The 14,775-nt window shown below is 70.4% G+C and carries 14 protein-coding genes and 1 pseudogene; 8 read left to right on the top strand and 7 right to left on the bottom strand.

Annotated elements, in window-relative coordinates:
• Positions 1–253 precede the first annotated feature (253 nt).
• Genes AC07FN_RS27980 through AC07FN_RS27970 form a run of 3 tightly spaced genes read left to right on the top strand, consistent with a single transcriptional unit; the run spans position 254 to position 5,050 of the window.
• A complete protein-coding gene (locus AC07FN_RS27980) occupies positions 254–2,029 on the top strand; it encodes a glycoside hydrolase family 3 protein (RefSeq protein ID WP_478398300.1) in 1,776 nt (591 codons plus the stop codon).
• Positions 2,030–2,055: 26 nt separating this feature from the next.
• Positions 2,056–3,303: an exo-beta-N-acetylmuramidase NamZ family protein gene (locus tag AC07FN_RS27975; protein WP_478398299.1), complete on the top strand. Its 1,248-nt coding sequence runs from the start codon at positions 2,056–2,058 to the stop codon at positions 3,301–3,303.
• A gap of 10 nt (positions 3,304–3,313) precedes the next feature.
• Complete coding sequence (locus AC07FN_RS27970; protein ID WP_478398298.1) at positions 3,314–5,050, top strand: serine hydrolase domain-containing protein; 1,737 nt, start codon at positions 3,314–3,316, stop codon at positions 5,048–5,050.
• A gap of 390 nt (positions 5,051–5,440) precedes the next feature.
• Here AC07FN_RS27970 and AC07FN_RS27965 read toward each other — a convergent pair whose 3' ends face one another.
• Entirely contained in the window at positions 5,441–6,283 is an 843-nt protein-coding gene (locus tag AC07FN_RS27965; RefSeq protein WP_478398297.1) for an MBL fold metallo-hydrolase, read from the bottom strand.
• 64 nt (positions 6,284–6,347) lie between these two features.
• Here AC07FN_RS27965 and AC07FN_RS27960 point away from each other — a divergent pair, with 64 nt between their 5' ends.
• On the top strand, positions 6,348–6,761 hold the full coding sequence (locus AC07FN_RS27960; protein WP_478398296.1) for a MarR family winged helix-turn-helix transcriptional regulator: 414 nt from the start codon (positions 6,348–6,350) through the stop codon (positions 6,759–6,761).
• A gap of 84 nt (positions 6,762–6,845) precedes the next feature.
• A complete protein-coding gene (locus AC07FN_RS27955; RefSeq protein WP_478398295.1) occupies positions 6,846–7,238 on the top strand; it encodes a PPOX class F420-dependent oxidoreductase in 393 nt (130 codons plus the stop codon).
• Here the strand turns inward: AC07FN_RS27955 and AC07FN_RS27950 are convergent.
• The gene (locus AC07FN_RS27950; RefSeq protein ID WP_478398294.1) at positions 7,129–7,998 is read right to left on the bottom strand and encodes a hypothetical protein; all 870 of its coding nucleotides are present in this window, start codon (positions 7,996–7,998) and stop codon (positions 7,129–7,131) included. The two genes, AC07FN_RS27955 and AC07FN_RS27950, sit on opposite strands and share 110 nt — an antisense overlap.
• 347 nt (positions 7,999–8,345) lie before the next feature.
• Here AC07FN_RS27950 and AC07FN_RS27945 point away from each other — a divergent pair, with 347 nt between their 5' ends.
• Both AC07FN_RS27945 and AC07FN_RS27940 read left to right on the top strand, forming a co-directional pair.
• Positions 8,346–9,266: a MurR/RpiR family transcriptional regulator gene (locus AC07FN_RS27945; RefSeq protein WP_452618883.1), complete on the top strand. Its 921-nt coding sequence runs from the start codon at positions 8,346–8,348 to the stop codon at positions 9,264–9,266.
• Between the two features lie 58 nt (positions 9,267–9,324).
• A complete protein-coding gene (locus AC07FN_RS27940; RefSeq protein WP_478398293.1) occupies positions 9,325–10,236 on the top strand; it encodes an N-acetylmuramic acid 6-phosphate etherase in 912 nt (303 codons plus the stop codon).
• An 86-nt stretch (positions 10,237–10,322) separates the two neighbouring features.
• Here the strand turns inward: AC07FN_RS27940 and AC07FN_RS27935 are convergent, their stop codons facing one another.
• The 5 genes and pseudogenes from AC07FN_RS27935 to AC07FN_RS27915 all read right to left on the bottom strand — a co-directional run bounded on the left by AC07FN_RS27935 (position 10,323) and on the right by AC07FN_RS27915 (position 14,321).
• Complete coding sequence (locus AC07FN_RS27935) at positions 10,323–10,715, bottom strand: cysteine dioxygenase family protein (protein WP_478398292.1); 393 nt, start codon at positions 10,713–10,715, stop codon at positions 10,323–10,325.
• A gap of 291 nt (positions 10,716–11,006) precedes the next feature.
• Positions 11,007–11,906 carry a LysR family transcriptional regulator gene (locus tag AC07FN_RS27930; protein ID WP_478398291.1) on the bottom strand — a complete coding sequence of 300 codons (900 nt, stop codon included), beginning with the start codon at positions 11,904–11,906 and terminating at the stop codon, positions 11,007–11,009.
• Positions 11,907–11,957: 51 nt separating this feature from the next.
• Positions 11,958–12,437: pseudogene (locus AC07FN_RS27925) on the bottom strand (hypothetical protein); the annotation flags it as partial.
• A 24-nt stretch (positions 12,438–12,461) separates the two neighbouring features.
• The gene (locus tag AC07FN_RS27920; RefSeq protein ID WP_478398290.1) at positions 12,462–13,394 is read right to left on the bottom strand and encodes a nucleoside hydrolase; all 933 of its coding nucleotides are present in this window, start codon (positions 13,392–13,394) and stop codon (positions 12,462–12,464) included.
• A gap of 180 nt (positions 13,395–13,574) precedes the next feature.
• Positions 13,575–14,321, bottom strand: a complete 747-nt coding sequence (locus tag AC07FN_RS27915; protein ID WP_093268140.1) for a Fic family protein — start codon at positions 14,319–14,321, stop codon at positions 13,575–13,577.
• A 215-nt stretch (positions 14,322–14,536) separates the two neighbouring features.
• Here AC07FN_RS27915 and AC07FN_RS27910 point away from each other — a divergent pair.
• Positions 14,537–14,775: acetyl-coenzyme A synthetase N-terminal domain-containing protein (locus AC07FN_RS27910; protein WP_478398289.1), on the top strand; the 239-nt coding region annotated here is incomplete at its 3' end.

Raw genomic sequence — 14,775 nt, 5'->3', positions numbered from 1 at the left:
AAACGAACAAATAAAATCACAAACATTCCCCCCCCTCCACCACCTCCCCCCCCCCCCCCCCCCCCCCCCCCCCCCCCCCCCCCCCCCCCCCCCGCCGCCGTATCTCTGTCTCGTTCCTCCTTCGCGGGACGGTCCGCGACCACACCGGTGCGCAGCGTTGACCGAGGCCGAACGTGTGAGTAACTTCCGAAATCGACCGATTTCGTGGTGAACACTTTCCGCCCGGCGTTACCCCGCCCGCAGGGAGGCCAACGTGAAGACCCGAGCGCGCCGAGCCGCCATCGCGCTGAGCGCCGTCGCCATCGGTGCCGCCGCGCTTACCACCACCGGCGGCACCGCAGCCCCGAAGCAGCCGAAGTCACCCGCCGAGCTGCTCAAGCAGATGACGCTGGAGGAGAAGGTCGGGCAGCTGTTCGTCACCTACGCCTACGGCCGGACGGCGGACACCGCACACCCGCAGAACCAGGCGGAGTTCGGGGTCGACACCCCGGCGCAGGTGGTGCAGAAGTACCACCTCGGCGGCATCATCCACTTCGCCTGGACCGACAGCCTCTACGACCCCGAGCAGATCGCCGAGCTGTCCAACGGCCTGCAGGACGCCGCGCTCAACTCCGGCGCGAAGGTGCCGCTGCTGATCTCCACCGACCAGGAGCAGGGGCAGGTCACCCGGATCCTGGAACCCGCCACCCAGTTCCCGGGCAACATGGCGCTCGGCTCCGGCCGCAGCACCGACGACGCGGTCCGCGCGGCCGCGATCACCGGGCAGGAACTGCGGGCGATGGGCCTGAACCTGAACTTCGCGCCGAGCGGAGACGTCAACGTCAACGCGGCGAACCCGGTGATCGGGGTGCGGTCGTTCTCCTCCGACCCGGCACTGGCCGCGCAGCTCACCGCCGCGCAGATCCGCGGCTACGAGGACTCGGGCAAGCCGGGCGAGACGGTGTCGGCCGCGGTCAAGCACTTCCCCGGGCACGGCGACACCAGCCAGGACAGCCACACGTCGCTGCCGGTGATCGAGCACGACCGGCAGCAGTGGGAGCAGCTGGACGCGCCGCCGTTCAAGGAGGCGATCGCCGCCGGGACCGACATGGTCATGAGCGGTCACCTCATGGTCCCCAAGCTCGACGACTCCGGTGAGCCGTCGACGCTGTCCCCGAACGTGCTCACCGGGATGCTGCGCGACGAGCTCGGCTTCAAGGGCGTGATCGTCACCGACTCGCTGAAGATGGACGGGGTGCGGGAGAAGCACCCGGACGCCGAGATCCCGGTGCTCGCGCTCAAGGCCGGTGCCGACATCATGCTGATGCCGTTCAACGTGCAGGTCGCCATCGACGGCGTGGTCAACGCGGTGCGCAGCGGCGAGCTCACCGAGCAGCGCATCGACCAGAGCGTGGAGCGCATCCTGGCGCTGAAGGCCGCGCGGGGCGTGCTGGACAACCCCTTCGCTGATGTGTCCAAAGTGGACCGGATCGTCGGGACGCCGGAGCACCTCGCCGAGGCGCAGACCATCACCGACCGCACCACGACCGTCCTGCGCAACGACGGGATGCTGCCGCTGCAGAAACCGGGATCGATGTTCGTGACCGGCGCCGGCGACAAGGCGACCGCCGCACTGGCCGAACGGATCAACGCGCGCGGCCCGCAGGCGTCGGCCCTGGCGACGGGCTTGAAGCCGACGCCGGAGCAGATCGGTCAGGCCGTCGAGGAGGCCAAGCGCAACGACGTCACCGTGGTGCTGACCAACGCCGCGTGGAGCGAGGCCAACAAGACGCAGCTCGACCTGGTCCGCGCCCTGCAGCAGACCGGGAAGCCGGTCGTCGCCGTCGCCGTGCGCGACCCGTACGACGCGGCGCACGTCGACCTGCCCGGCTGGATCGCCACCTACTCGGACAAGGCGGTGGCGATGGAATCGCTGACGAAGGTGCTCTTCGGCGAGATCTCCCCGGTCGGCAAGCTGCCGGTCCCGGTGCCCGACCCCGGTCAGCCCGGTGTCGACAAGTACCCGTTCGGCCACGGCCTGAGCTGGTAGCCCGGGTGAACGCGGAAGGGGCGGGCATGGGTGTGAATCGACGGGGCTTCCTGACCGCCGCGGCGCTGACAGTGCCCGCGGTGGGCCTCGCGACGAATTCCGCGTGCGCCGCCCCGCGGTCCACCGACCTCGGCCCGGGCGTCAAGACCGGGGCGGACGTCCTCGCCGCGCGGAACTGGCAGGACATCACCGGCCGCCGGGTCGGGGTGGTGACCAACCCGACCGGCGTGCTCGCGTCGCTGGAGCACGTCGTGGACGTCATGCACGCCAGCGGCGCGGTGGACGTGGTCGCGGTCTTCGGGCCGGAGCACGGGTTCCGCGGCACGTCGCAGGCTGGCGGCTCGGAGGGCGACTACCGCGACCCGCGCACCGGCCTGCCCGTGTACGACGCGTACGGGGCCGACGCGGCGAAGCTGGCCGAGATGTTCCGCAAGGCGGGCGTCGAGCAGGTCGTGTTCGACATCGCCGACGTGGGCGCCCGCTTCTACACCTACATCTGGACGATGTTCACCGCGATGCAGGCGGCCCACCAGGTCGCAGCGGCGTTCCTGGTGCTGGACCGGCCGAACCCGATCGGCTCCCGGGTCGCCGGCCCGCGGCTGGACCCGCGGTTCGCCTCCGGCGTCGGGCTGCTGCCGATCGTGCAGCAGCACGGCATGACCGTCGGCGAGCTGGCGCGGCTGTTCGACCGCGAGTACCTGCCGAGCCCGCTGGAACGCCTCGACGTGATCCGCGTGGAGGGCTGGCGCGGGCGCGGCGCGGACGCCGGCCTGCCGTGGGTCCCGCCCAGTCCGAACATGCCGACCCCGGACACCGCGGCGGTCTACCCCGGGACCGGGCTGTTCGAAGGCACCGTGCTGTCCGAGGGCCGCGGCACCACCAGGCCGTTCGAGATCATCGGCGCGCCCGGCATCGACTGGCGCTGGGCGGAGGAGCTCAACGCCGCCGGACTGCCGGGGCTCCGGTTCCGCGAAACCTACTTCGTGCCGACTTTCTCCAAGCACGCCAACACAACCTGCGGCGGCGTGCAGGTCTACCGCTCGGGCGAGGTCGACGCGATCGGCGCCGCCGTCGCGATGATCACCACCGCGCGCCGCCTGTACCCGCAGGTCTTCGGCTGGCGACCCGACAACATGATCGACAAGCTGTCCGGCTCCGACCGCCTGCGCACGATGGTCGACGCGGGGGCCGACGTGCCCGAGATCGTCGGCCCCTGGCAGGACGACGTGGCGGACTTCCAACGACAACGCGAGCCGTACCTGCTGTACCGCTGAGGGGGACGCGATGGGCAAGACCATTCTGGTGGCGGTCGCGCTGCTTTCGGTCACCGCGCTGGCGGGGTCCGCCACGGCGTCGCCCGGCCACGTGTACGGGCACTTCGACCGGCCGCAGGACGGCTTCGCGCCGGCCGGCACCTTGTTGTCCGACGGGAGCCCCGAAGACGTCGGGCTCGATCCCCGTCCGATCGACGCGGCACTGCAGCAGATCGCGGCCTGGACGGACAAGACACCGGGCCGCGAGCACCCGATGTACGCGGGTGCAGTGAGCCTGCTGGCGCACGAGGGCGTTGTGGTGCGCCGTTCGGTGGCCGGGCACGAGCTGCGCTACGCGGACGGCAACGGCACCGAACTGCCTGCCGAGCAGCGGGAACCGATGCATCGCGACACGATCTTCGACGTCGCGTCGATCAGCAAGCTGTTCACCTCTATCGCGGTGCTGCAGCTGGTCGACGACGGAAGCGTGCAGCTCGACGCGCCGGTGGCCACCTACCTGCCGGAGTTCGGCGTCAACGGCAAGGAATCGATCACGGTCGAGCAGCTGCTCACCCACACCTCCGGCCTGCAGGCCGAGGCCCAGCTGTGGAAACTGCCGCCGGAGCAGCGAATCCCGTCGATCATGCAGCTCACCCCGAAACACCCGCCGGGCACCAACTACACCTACTCCGACCCGAACATGATCACGCTCGGGCTGCTGGTGGCACGCGTCTCGGGCGCCCCGCTGGACCAGGTGGTGGCGGAGCGGATCACCGGGCCGCTGGGCATGACCGACACCGGCTACAACCCGCCCGCCTCCGAGCTGCACCGCATCGCGGCGACGGAGTACGAGGCCGAGCCGCCGCGCGGCATGGTCCGCGGGCAGGTGCACGACGAGAACGCCTGGGCGCTCGGCGGCGTCGCCGGGCAGGCCGGGGTCTTCTCCACCGCCGACGACCTCGCGGTGCTGGGGCAGGCCGTGCTCAACGGCGGGACCTACGGCGGCAGCCGCATCCTGTCCGAGGAAAGCGTCGAGATGATGCTGACCGACTTCAACGGCGCTTTTCCCGGCCATTCGCACGGTCTGGGCTTCGAGCTGGACCAGCGCTGGTACATGGCCGGGCTCAGCGGGCCGCGGACGGCGGGGCACACCGGCTTCACCGGCACGTCGCTGGTGATCGATCCGACGTCCCGCTCGGTGGCGGTGCTGCTGACCAACCGGGTGCACCCGTCGCGGCAGTGGGGGTCGAACAACGCCGCCCGGCAGGCCTTGGCGCAGGGTATGGCCCGTGCGCTCGGCGTGGCACCGGCGCGGGGCTCGGAGTCGTGGTTCTCCGGGCAGGGCGGGACGTTGACGACGGACGTGCTGGGGCCGGTCAGCGGCCCGACGCAGGTGTCGTTCTTCGCGTTCGTGGACACCCAGCGCGACGGCGACGGCACGGACCCGCTGCTCGTGGAGTCCAGTGTGGACGATGCCGGGTGGCGGCCGGTGCCGCTGCGGGCGTCCGGGCCCGGCGCGCCCGACGAGCCGCAGGATTCGTTGGCCGGGGCCGGGCATCGCAGCTGGTGGAAGGTGCGCGGCACGGTCGACGCGAACGCCGGCCAGCAGCTGCGCCTGCGGTGGCGCTACGCGCCGGACGGCCAGTACACCGGGCGTGGCGTGAACGTGGACGGAGTCCACGTGGCCGACCGCGACGCGACGCTGCTGGACGGCGAGCTCGAGGCCGCGCGCCTCCACCCCGAAGGCTGGCTCTCCACCGGCCGCTGACGCAGGGGTCCGCAATTTCCATTGAAATTGCGGAAGTTGTCCACAGCCTCCGGCGTGTCGTGTGCCCGACTCGCCAGAGGTCCGCAATTTCAATGGAAATCGAAGGTCCGATTTCCATTGAGCGTTTTTCATCCTGGTCGACCCGCAGCCGCGGGTCGCAAAGCCACACGTCGATGGGTGTCGCATGCGCCGCAGGCGTATAACCCACCTACGACACTGGCACCGCCGCGGGTTCTCAGAGGTTTCCTGGCGAGGACGGCCCCTCTGCCGTGTATTGGGCATACATCAGGAGGGGCACCCACAGACCAGGGAGCCTCTGAGGTTCCGCTACCCGCACCGCCACGCAAAACGAGGTTGGAAAAACCTCAGTGAAATTGCGGTGGAACCTGGTCAGGGGAGTGGGATCCAGGTGGGGCCGGTGGTGACCCGGCCGAACTGGACGTCCGCGAAGTGGATCCCGAAGCCGATCGTGTTCGGCTCACGGAGCTCGCGCAGCAGGTCCTGTCGCGATCTGACCGCCGCGTCGTGGTCGACGTCCGCCCACACCGGCCACGTCGGGTTCTCGATCTGCACCGCGCTGTGCAGCGCATCGCCCAGGACGATCAGGCGCCGGCCGCCTGAGGAGATCTCGTACGAGGCATGGCCCGGCGTGTGACCGAAGGCGGCCCGCACCCGCACGCCCGGGAAGACCTCCTGTCCATCGTGGACGGTCTCCACCTGCTCGCCCAGCCGGTCCAGCATCTCCTCCGTGACGTCCGCGGCGTGCTGGTCGCGGCGCTCCCACTCGCGCTCGGACAGCAGCACGCGCGCCTTCGGGAACGCCCCGTGGTGCGCCCAGCCGATGTGGTCGGTGTGCAGGTGGGTGATCGCGACGGCTTCGATCTCGTCGGGTTCGCGGCCCAGCGCGGCCAGGTTGTCCAGCAGGTCGCGGCCGTGGATGGCGCCGATGACCGGGTTCGCCGGATCGTCCGGCGAACCCGCCGGCCCGTAGCCCGCGTCGATCAGCATCGCCCGCGAACCGCTCTCGACGAGCAGTCCGCCGATGCTGGCGACCAGTTGCCCGGCCCCGTCGAGGTGCCGCGCGTGTTCGCGCCAATCGGCTTCGGTCGTCCCCGGGAACCAGCCGCGCGGCTTGAGGCCCACGACGCCGTCCGGGACGTAGCTGACGCGCAGGTCACCGAGTTCGATCGAGCGGATTCCGGCCACGGTGTTCCAGCGTTGTGCATCGTTCATGAAACCAGAGCTTACAACTTTAACTATTAAAGTTGCAACAGTTCTAGCTTGCTAGACTCGCCGCATGGACGAGCCGACGGCCGCACCCGAGCTCTGCAGCCTGATCAGCGAGCTCGCGCACAACATCGACGAGCACGTGCGCGGCTGCGTCGCCGACACCGACCTCACCGCACCCCAAGCGATCGCGCTGCGCGAGCTGAGCGAGCCGCTGACCATGCGCGAGCTCGCCGACCGGATGCACTGCGCGACGTCGAACGTGACCTTCGTGGTCGACCGGCTGGAGAAGCAGGGCCTGGTCACCCGGCAGCCGCACCCGCGCGACCGCCGCGCCAAGCAGCTCACCCTGACCGCCGAAGGCGAGCGGCAGCGGGCGAACATCATCGACCGCTTCTCGGTGAACACCCCGCTGGCCGGGCTCACCCAGGCGGACCAGCAGGCCCTGCACGACCTCCTCCGGCGGGCCCTCGCCGACCGCTAGCGGCGGGCCGCCGTTCGAGTCGCGGGGCGGGGCGCGGGCGGGCAGGGTCGTACCGCAGCCGCAAATCGTTCGGAGGGAGTCGAAGTGTCGGCGATTCCGCAGGACCGCGAGGAAATCCTGAACAAGCGCGCCTTCGCCCACGTGGCCACCATCGGGCCGCACGGCGAACCGCAGTCGAGCCCGGTGTGGATCGACTGGGACGGCCGGTACCTGAAGTTCAGCCAGACCAAGACGCGGCAGAAGTACCAGAACCTCAAGCGGGAGCCGCGCATCGCCATCTCCGTGCACGACCCGGACCAGCCCTACCGGTACGTGGAGGTCCGCGGCAAGGTCGCCAAGATCGAGGACGACGCGGACCGCGCGTTCATCAACAAGATGGCGAAGAAGTACCTCGACGAGGACGAGTACCCGTGGCCCCAGCCCGGCGAGGAGCGCGTGGTCGTCTACGTCGAACCGGAGCACTCGACGAAGCAGTGACGGCGGGAGGCGCGATTTCGCGCGGAATCGCGCCCGCCCCGGTCACGTCGGCGGGAGGACGTGGGTGCCGGTCCGGTCCGTGGTCAGGCAGAGGGAGCAGATGATCGTGTCCGGGACCGCGGAGGCCAGCACGTCCGGGCGCTCGAAGGTCTGGTCGCAGACGTCGCAGGTGTAGGCGGTGTCCACCGGGGTGCCGTCGGCGTCGAAGCGCGGTTCCGGGATGGTCGTCCGTGCGCCGCAGGTAGTAGCGGCCCCGCGTGACCGCCGCCAGCAGCGGCGTCAGCACCGCCGCGATGGCCACCGCCGCGATCGGCGAGTATGGCTGGACCGCCGCGCCGAACGCGCCGAAGTACATCGCGATCGAGAAGCCCGCCGAGGCCAGGAACGTCACCACCCCGACCGGGTTCACCGCGTGCAGCATGCCGCGGCGAAACTCCGGCTCCTTCGGAGACAGCCCCAGCACGTACTTGTTGATCAGGATGTCGGTGGCCACCGTGACCACCCACGCGATCGCGCAGTTCGCGTAGAAGCTGAGCACCGAGCCGTAGTAGCCGAAGCCGGCACCGCGGGTGATCAGGTCGAGGTCGATGTTGTAGCGCGCGCCGTAGTACGCCAGCGGCAGCCCGGTGACGAAGATGATCACGGCCGCGACCAGGATCGCGACCAGCGCGTTGAGCGTCCCGTAGCCGAGCCCGATGCCCGCGCCGATGGAGAAGTCGGCGAGGTAGGCGATGCCGCCGAGCGCCTTTGTCGCCACCACACCCGACTTCCACCGGCGGTAGCTGCGCGGGGCGAACCGGAGGGTTAGTCCTCCAGCGTCTCCCGCGCCGCCTGGTCCTTCGTCTCCGCCACGACCATCCGCCGCCTCCCGTCGAACTCACGAGCGGAAGGCAGTGTTCGGCATCGATGTTTCGAGCACGGGCGGTGCGCGTTTCCGGATCATGACGCCGGGTGTGAATCGCATCGTCGCAGCGCCGGACCGGGAATTACCCCTTTCGGAGTAGTTGGGTTCCGAGGCAACCTGGGTATGAGATTGCCGCGTCTTCCCCGCGGAAACCCGGAAGAGGCCCATTGACCTGCACAAGCGATGGTTAGTAAGTTTCCCACATGGTCACTGACGACACGTTCCGCGAATCGGGCGAGTCCAGCCCGCTCGTCAAGATTCGCTCCCTGCTGCCCGGCCTGGCGCGGGCGGAGCAGCGCGTGGCCAACATCGTGCTCGCCGATCCCGCGTCGATAGCCCGGCGCAGCATCACCGAGGTCGCCGAGGCCGCGGGCACCAGCGAAACCACCGTCACGCGGTTCTGCAAGGCGATCGGCGTCGGCGGCTACCCGGACCTGCGGATCGCGCTGGCCGCCGACACGGCGCGCACGTCCGTCCGCGACCGCGAGCTGGGCAGCGACATCGCCCCGGACGACGATCTCGGGCAGATCATCGAGAAGGTCGGCTACGCCGACGCGAAGGCGGTCGAGGAGACCGCCGGGCAGCTGGACGCCGCGATCCTGCAACGGCTCGTCGACGACGTCGCCACTGCCCGCCGCATCGACGTCTACGGCGTCGGCGCCAGCGCGTTCGTCGCGCTCGACCTGCAGCAGAAGCTGCACCGCATCGGCCTGACGTGCTTCGCGTGGGCCGACACGCACAACGCGCTGACCTCGGCCGCGGTGCTGCAGGAAGGCGACGTCGCGATCGGCATCTCGCACACCGGCGCCACCAGCGAGACGGTCGAGGCGCTGCGCGAAGCGCGGCGGCGCGGCGCCACCACCGCGGCGCTGACGAACTTCGCCCGCTCGCCCATCACCGAGGTCGCCGACCACGTGCTGACCACCGCGGTGCGCGAGACCACCTACCGCTCCGGCGCCATGGCCAGCCGCATCGGCCAGCTGACCGTGATCGACTGCCTGTTCATCGGCGTCGCGCAGCGACACCTGGACCAGGCGAAGGCCGCGCTGGAGGCCACTTACGAGGCGGTGGGCGGCCACCGACTCGACAGCCGTCCGGACCGCCGACGGCAGAAGGAGACGTGATGCGCGACCCCGACCCGCACCCCGAGCGGGTGCTCCCGCAACTGCCGCAGGAGGCGTGATGAGCCCGGACCGCGCGGTCCGCGTGGACGCTCCCACCGAGCGCAGCAACCCCAGGACCAGGGATATCGACCTGCTGCCGACCCTGGACATCCTGCACGTGCTCAACGGCGAGGACCGGACGGTGCCGGTCGCGGTCGGCCAGGTGCTGCCCGAACTCGCCCGCGCGGTCGACATGGCCGTCGCGGCGCTGCGCGCGGGCGGCCGCGTGCACTACGTCGGCGCGGGCACCTCCGGGCGGCTCGCGGTGCTGGACGCCGCCGAGCTGATCCCGACCTTCAACGTGCCGCCGACCTGGTTCATCGCGCACCAGGCGGGCGGCCCAGAGGCGTTCCGGCGCGCCGTGGAGAACGCCGAGGACGACGTCGATTCCGGCGCCGCCGCCATCCGGGAGGACGCCAGCGGGCTCGACTTCGTCCTCGGGCTGGCCGCGTCCGGGCGCACCCCGTACGTGCTCGGCGCGTTGGACGCCGCGCGGCAGCTCGGGGCGGGAACGGCGCTGGTGACGTCGAACCCGGACGTCGGGCCGGTGCCGGCCGACGTGGTGATCGCGGTGGACACCGGGCCGGAACCGATCAGCGGGTCGACCCGGATGAAGGCGGGCACCGCGCAGAAGCTGGTGCTGACCTCGTTCTCGACCGCGGTGATGATCCGGATGGGCCGCACCTACTCGAACCTGATGGTCAGCATGCTCGCCACGAACGCGAAGCTGCGCGGCCGCACCATCGGGATCCTGCAGGAGGCGACGGGAGCCTCGGAAGAGGTGTGCTCGACGGCGCTCACGGCGGCGGCCGGAGACCTCAAGACGGCGTTGGTACACCTGCTCACCGGCGTCGACATCGAGCGCGCGGCGGCGGCGCTGGCGGTCGCCGACGGCCACGTCCGCGACGCCCTCCGCGCCGTGGAGGACTGACCGGGAGCTCCGTTTCTACTGGTCAGGGCCCGTGCTGCCATAGCAGCAAAAAGTGCGCACGGGCTTTTAGCAGCGGAAACGGAGCTTCAAGCTGCTGCCATCGGCAGGTCGTAGCTGCGGCGGACGCTGGAGCCGAGGACCGCGATGTCCGCGCCGCAGATGTGGATCGAGATCGCCTTGGACGTCCCCGCGTTGCGCACCAGGTGGATGTCGCCGGGCGGCGCGAAACCGCACACCTCGCCCGGCTGGTTGGTGGCGTGCCCTGCCAGGACCAGGTGGTCGTCGTGGATCTCGTAGCGCTGCTCGTGCTCCACGCCCTCGTAAACGCCGGTGACGCACCACGAGACGTGGTCGTGCACGGGAGTCTGCTGCCCGGGCAACCACACCAGGGCGACGATCGAGAAGCTGCCGTCGGGTTCCACGTGCAGGACGTGCTGCCGGTAGTTGCCGGGATCGCCGATCCGCTGTTCCGGGCGCAACAGGTCCGGCTCGGCCAGGAACGGCCGGAGGGCTTCCTGGACCGTTCGGCGGTTTCGGCCGCCTCGGCACCCCGCCGCACCTGCTCGCGAATCGCCCCGGCCAGTTCAGTCAGCTGCGAAGTCATGCGAATCACCTTGCTCCGACCGGAATCCGCACGTCGACCACCGAAAACTTGGTGACTCTCAAAGAAGAGCTTATGGCTCAGATGCACCGTTCGACGCGTGGCGTCCAGGCGCCGTCCGAGGTTCCGCCACCCGCGCTGCGGGGCAAACCGCGTCTGGGAACAGGCTTCAGCGCATCGCGGTACCGACCCGTTCGAAGGTTTCCAGCATCAGCGCGGCTGCCGGGATCCGGTGGTGGTCGCGCAGCGCGTACGCCGACACCTGTCTGTTCCCCAGCCTCCGCACCCGTCGGCTGATCACCTTCGGGTGCCGCAGGAACGACAGCACCAGGCTGGGCATCAGCGCGATGCCGGTCCCGGCCGCGACCAGGCTCTGCACCGCGAGGTTGTCGTCCGTGGTGAAGGCGATGTCCGGCTCGAAGCCGACCACGCCGCACTCCTGCACGAAGTGGTCGCGGCAACGCGTGCATCCGGCGATCCAGCGCTCGCCGGCGAGATCGGCCAGTTCGACCGATCTCCGCTTGGCCAGCCGGTGTCCCTTCGGCAGCACCGCGACGACGGGATCGTCCAGCACGGCTACGCCCACCAGGTCGCCGTCCAGCTGCTCCGCCACCCCCGGGTACGTGAAGGCCAGGGCGACGTCGCATTCGCCGCGCCGCAAGGTTTCCATCGAGTCGGGGGGTTCCGCCTCGATGAGCCGGATCCGCAGGTCCGGGTGGTCGCGCGCGATGTGCACGGTCGCGGCGGGCACGATCGTCGCGCTGGCACTCGGGAAAGAGCAGATGCGCAGGTTTCCCGCGCGCAGCTGCCGGATCGCCGCGATCTGGTTCTGCGCGGCGTCGAGGTCGCGCAGAACAGATGCGGCGTGGCGGGCCAGCACCTCGCCCGCTTCGGTCAACCGCATGGTCCGGCCGGCGCGGGTGAAAAGCGGTGTGCCGACGGTGCGTTCCAGCGCGCGCATCTGCTGGCTCACCGCGGGCTGGCTGTAGCCGAGCCGCCGAGCCGCGCCGGAGTACGAGCCGGTCTGCACCACCTCGTGGAACATCCGGATGTACCGCGGATCGACCATGCAGAGAATCTCTCACGTTCGCCTGGATCGCGGCACTGCCGATACGGCGCTTCAAGCCGCCCGAACGGCCGAACCGCGCAACTCCCCGAGCTGATCACGCACCCGCGTCAAATCGTCGATCCGCTGCTGGACCAACGCCAGCCGCTGCTCGAACACGTCGATCTTGGGCGTGCGGTCGGCGCAGATCGCCGGCATCAGGGCGCGATCGGCGAGCCTCCCGCCGAGCGCGTTGCCCGCGGTGCCACCGATCCCGAAGACCAGCAGCAACGCGGTGACGGTAATCGGCCCGAAACCGGTGACGTCCGTGAGCATCGGGGTGATGTAGGTGTAGGCGGTGAACGCGGCGGCGGCTCCCAGCGCCGTCATCGCGACCGTGACCTGCACCCTGCGATCACCGAGCACGCGCAGTTCTGCGAGTCGTCCGGCAACGGCCCGCTGCCCGGTCGACAGCAGCAGCCGCAACAGCGCCGTCGCGGCGAGCGTCAATGCGGCCAACGCCCAGAACATCGCCCGCCTGCCGAACCGCTGGCCAACCGCGGCACCCTTGCCCGCGAGTCAGTCCGGGAGGCCGGCGGCGACGTTGCGGTAGGCGTCGGCGACCAGGCTCCAGAAGCCCTCGGAGTCGAGGGTCGTGGCGACGTCGGCGTTGTGGACGTCGGCCGGGGCACGGAAGTCCGTGACCGTCATGCCCGAGGTGAACCGGCCCTGGGTTTCGACGTCGACGCGGGCAGGCACCGTCTCGAACAGCCCCGGGTCGATCACGTAGGCGACCGCGCACGCGTCGTGGATCGCCGGGCCCTCGTCCTGGTAGCTGATGTGGCTGCCGTAGAAGTCCAGGCATGGCGTGATCAGCTCGGACTCCAGCCGGCCGAGGCCGGCGAACCGCGCGCGCACCGCGGCGTTCGCCCGCGCCTGGTAGGTCAGGTCCAGCCCGATCATCACCGTCCGCCAGGGCGCGTCGAACGCGACGGCGGCGCCCTCGGGATCGGCGAGGATGTTGAACTCGGCGGCCGGGTTGGTGTTGCCGCGGGTGTAGGAGCCTCCCATGATCACGAACTGCCCGGCCCACTCGGCGATCCGCGGCTCCTTGCGCAGCGCGAGGGCGATGTTGGTGAGCGGCCCGACCGCCACCAGGCTGATCTCACCGGGCGCGGCGGCCAGGGTGTCGATGATGAAGTCGACGGCGTGCCGGCCGCTCAGCTCCGACTTCGGTTCCGGCAGCACGACGCCGCCGAGACCGGTGTTCCCGTGCACGTCCCCGGCGGTCCGCGGCTCGCGCACCAGCGGTCGCCCGGCGCCGCGCGAGACTGGGGCGTCCATGCCGTAGTAGTCGTGCAGCCGCAGGGCGTTGTCGGTGGTGTGCTCCAGCTCGACGTTGCCGCCGACGGTCGTCACGCCGACCACGTCCAGCTCCGGGCTGCCGTGCGCCAGCGCCAGCGCCAACGCGTCGTCGATGCCCGGATCGCAGTCGATCAAAATCTTCTTCACGCCGTGTCCCTCGCCTCTAGAGGCTGTTTTGGATGTCGTGGGGTTTGTCCATGAAGCGGCGCAGCCGCTTGGCCCGCCTACGCGACCGGCACCGCTGCGGGTGATTCCCGCAAGGGGCCGTCACCCGCACCGCCACGCCGAGCAAGCTCGGAGACGGGCTCTCCAGCCCTCGCGGGAAGTTCAGCCCTCCTGGACGGCGTCGGCGATCGACTTCGCCTCGCGCGCCCCAGCCTCCAACGCCTTGCAGCAGTACACGATCCAGGCCGCGACCGCGTCGATCTCGCCGGTGGCGAAGCCGAGGGCCAGCTCGGCGTACTCCTCCTGCCGCCGGAAGTACGCGACCTCGGGAACCACCAGGCCCTTCGGGTCCAACCCGCTGCCGATCACGCTCAGCCTCGCCGCGGCCCGCGCGATCACGCCGTCGGCGGTGCCGAACGGCTGCAGCGCGAGGAGCTCGCCGTGCACGACGGCGGCCAGCACCGGGCCCGGGCCCTGCGCCTCCCGATCGGTGATGATCTCGGCGAGCAGGTCGAGCCGCTCGGCGATCACCGGGTCGGCCTGCGGGCGGCCGAGCAGGTCCGGATCGTCGATCAGGTCCGCGGCCGCGAGCACGTGCATCCGGGCCAGCGCCTGCCGCGGCGCGCGCTGCCAGGTGGGCAGCAGCGTGCCCATCGCCTCGGCGATCCGCAGCGAGCCGGCCAGCAACGGGTCGGTGACCTCGCCGGACTCCGGGATCTCGGCCGCGCCGCCCGCGATGGCCGCCGATGCGCGAGCCGCCCGGACCGATGCCTCGGCCGCGGTGGCGGGCCAGCCGCGCCGGTTGGCCGGGTGCCGGTGCACCTCGTCGATCGCCGCGCGGGCGGCGGTCACGGCGTCGGCGACGCCGTCCAGCTCCAGCAGCGGCACCAGCGATGGCTTCTCGTTCACGCCCGACGACGCTACCGGCACGCCATCCCCCCATCGCCCGGCTGTGCTGCGACATGTGACACAGTGGCCGCGCTGCCGCCCTGCGTAATGCGGCGATTTCGGACCGCATTGTCGGATTGGTCTGAACCATTCGGACGAACCCTCTGTTGCAGTGAGCCCGATCGCATTACGGTTCCCATAGCACTGACATCCCCGCACCAGGGAGGTTCTCGGCAATGACCCAGCCCGACGGGCAGAGCAACACGCTCGACAACCTGCTCACCGAAAGCAGGGCATTCCCGCCGTCCCAGGAATTCGCGGCGCAGGCCAACGCCACGTCGGCACTGTACGAAGAAGCCTCGGCCGATCGGGAGGCGTTCTGGGCGAAGCAAGCCGAGCGGCTGGCCTGGGACACCAAGTGGGACCAGGTCCTGGACTGGTCGAACGCGCCGTTCGCGAAATGGTTCGTGGGCGG

The organism is Saccharopolyspora sp. NPDC045941 (assembly GCF_056431445.1).
This window is presented reverse-complemented; position numbering and strand designations above follow the sequence as displayed.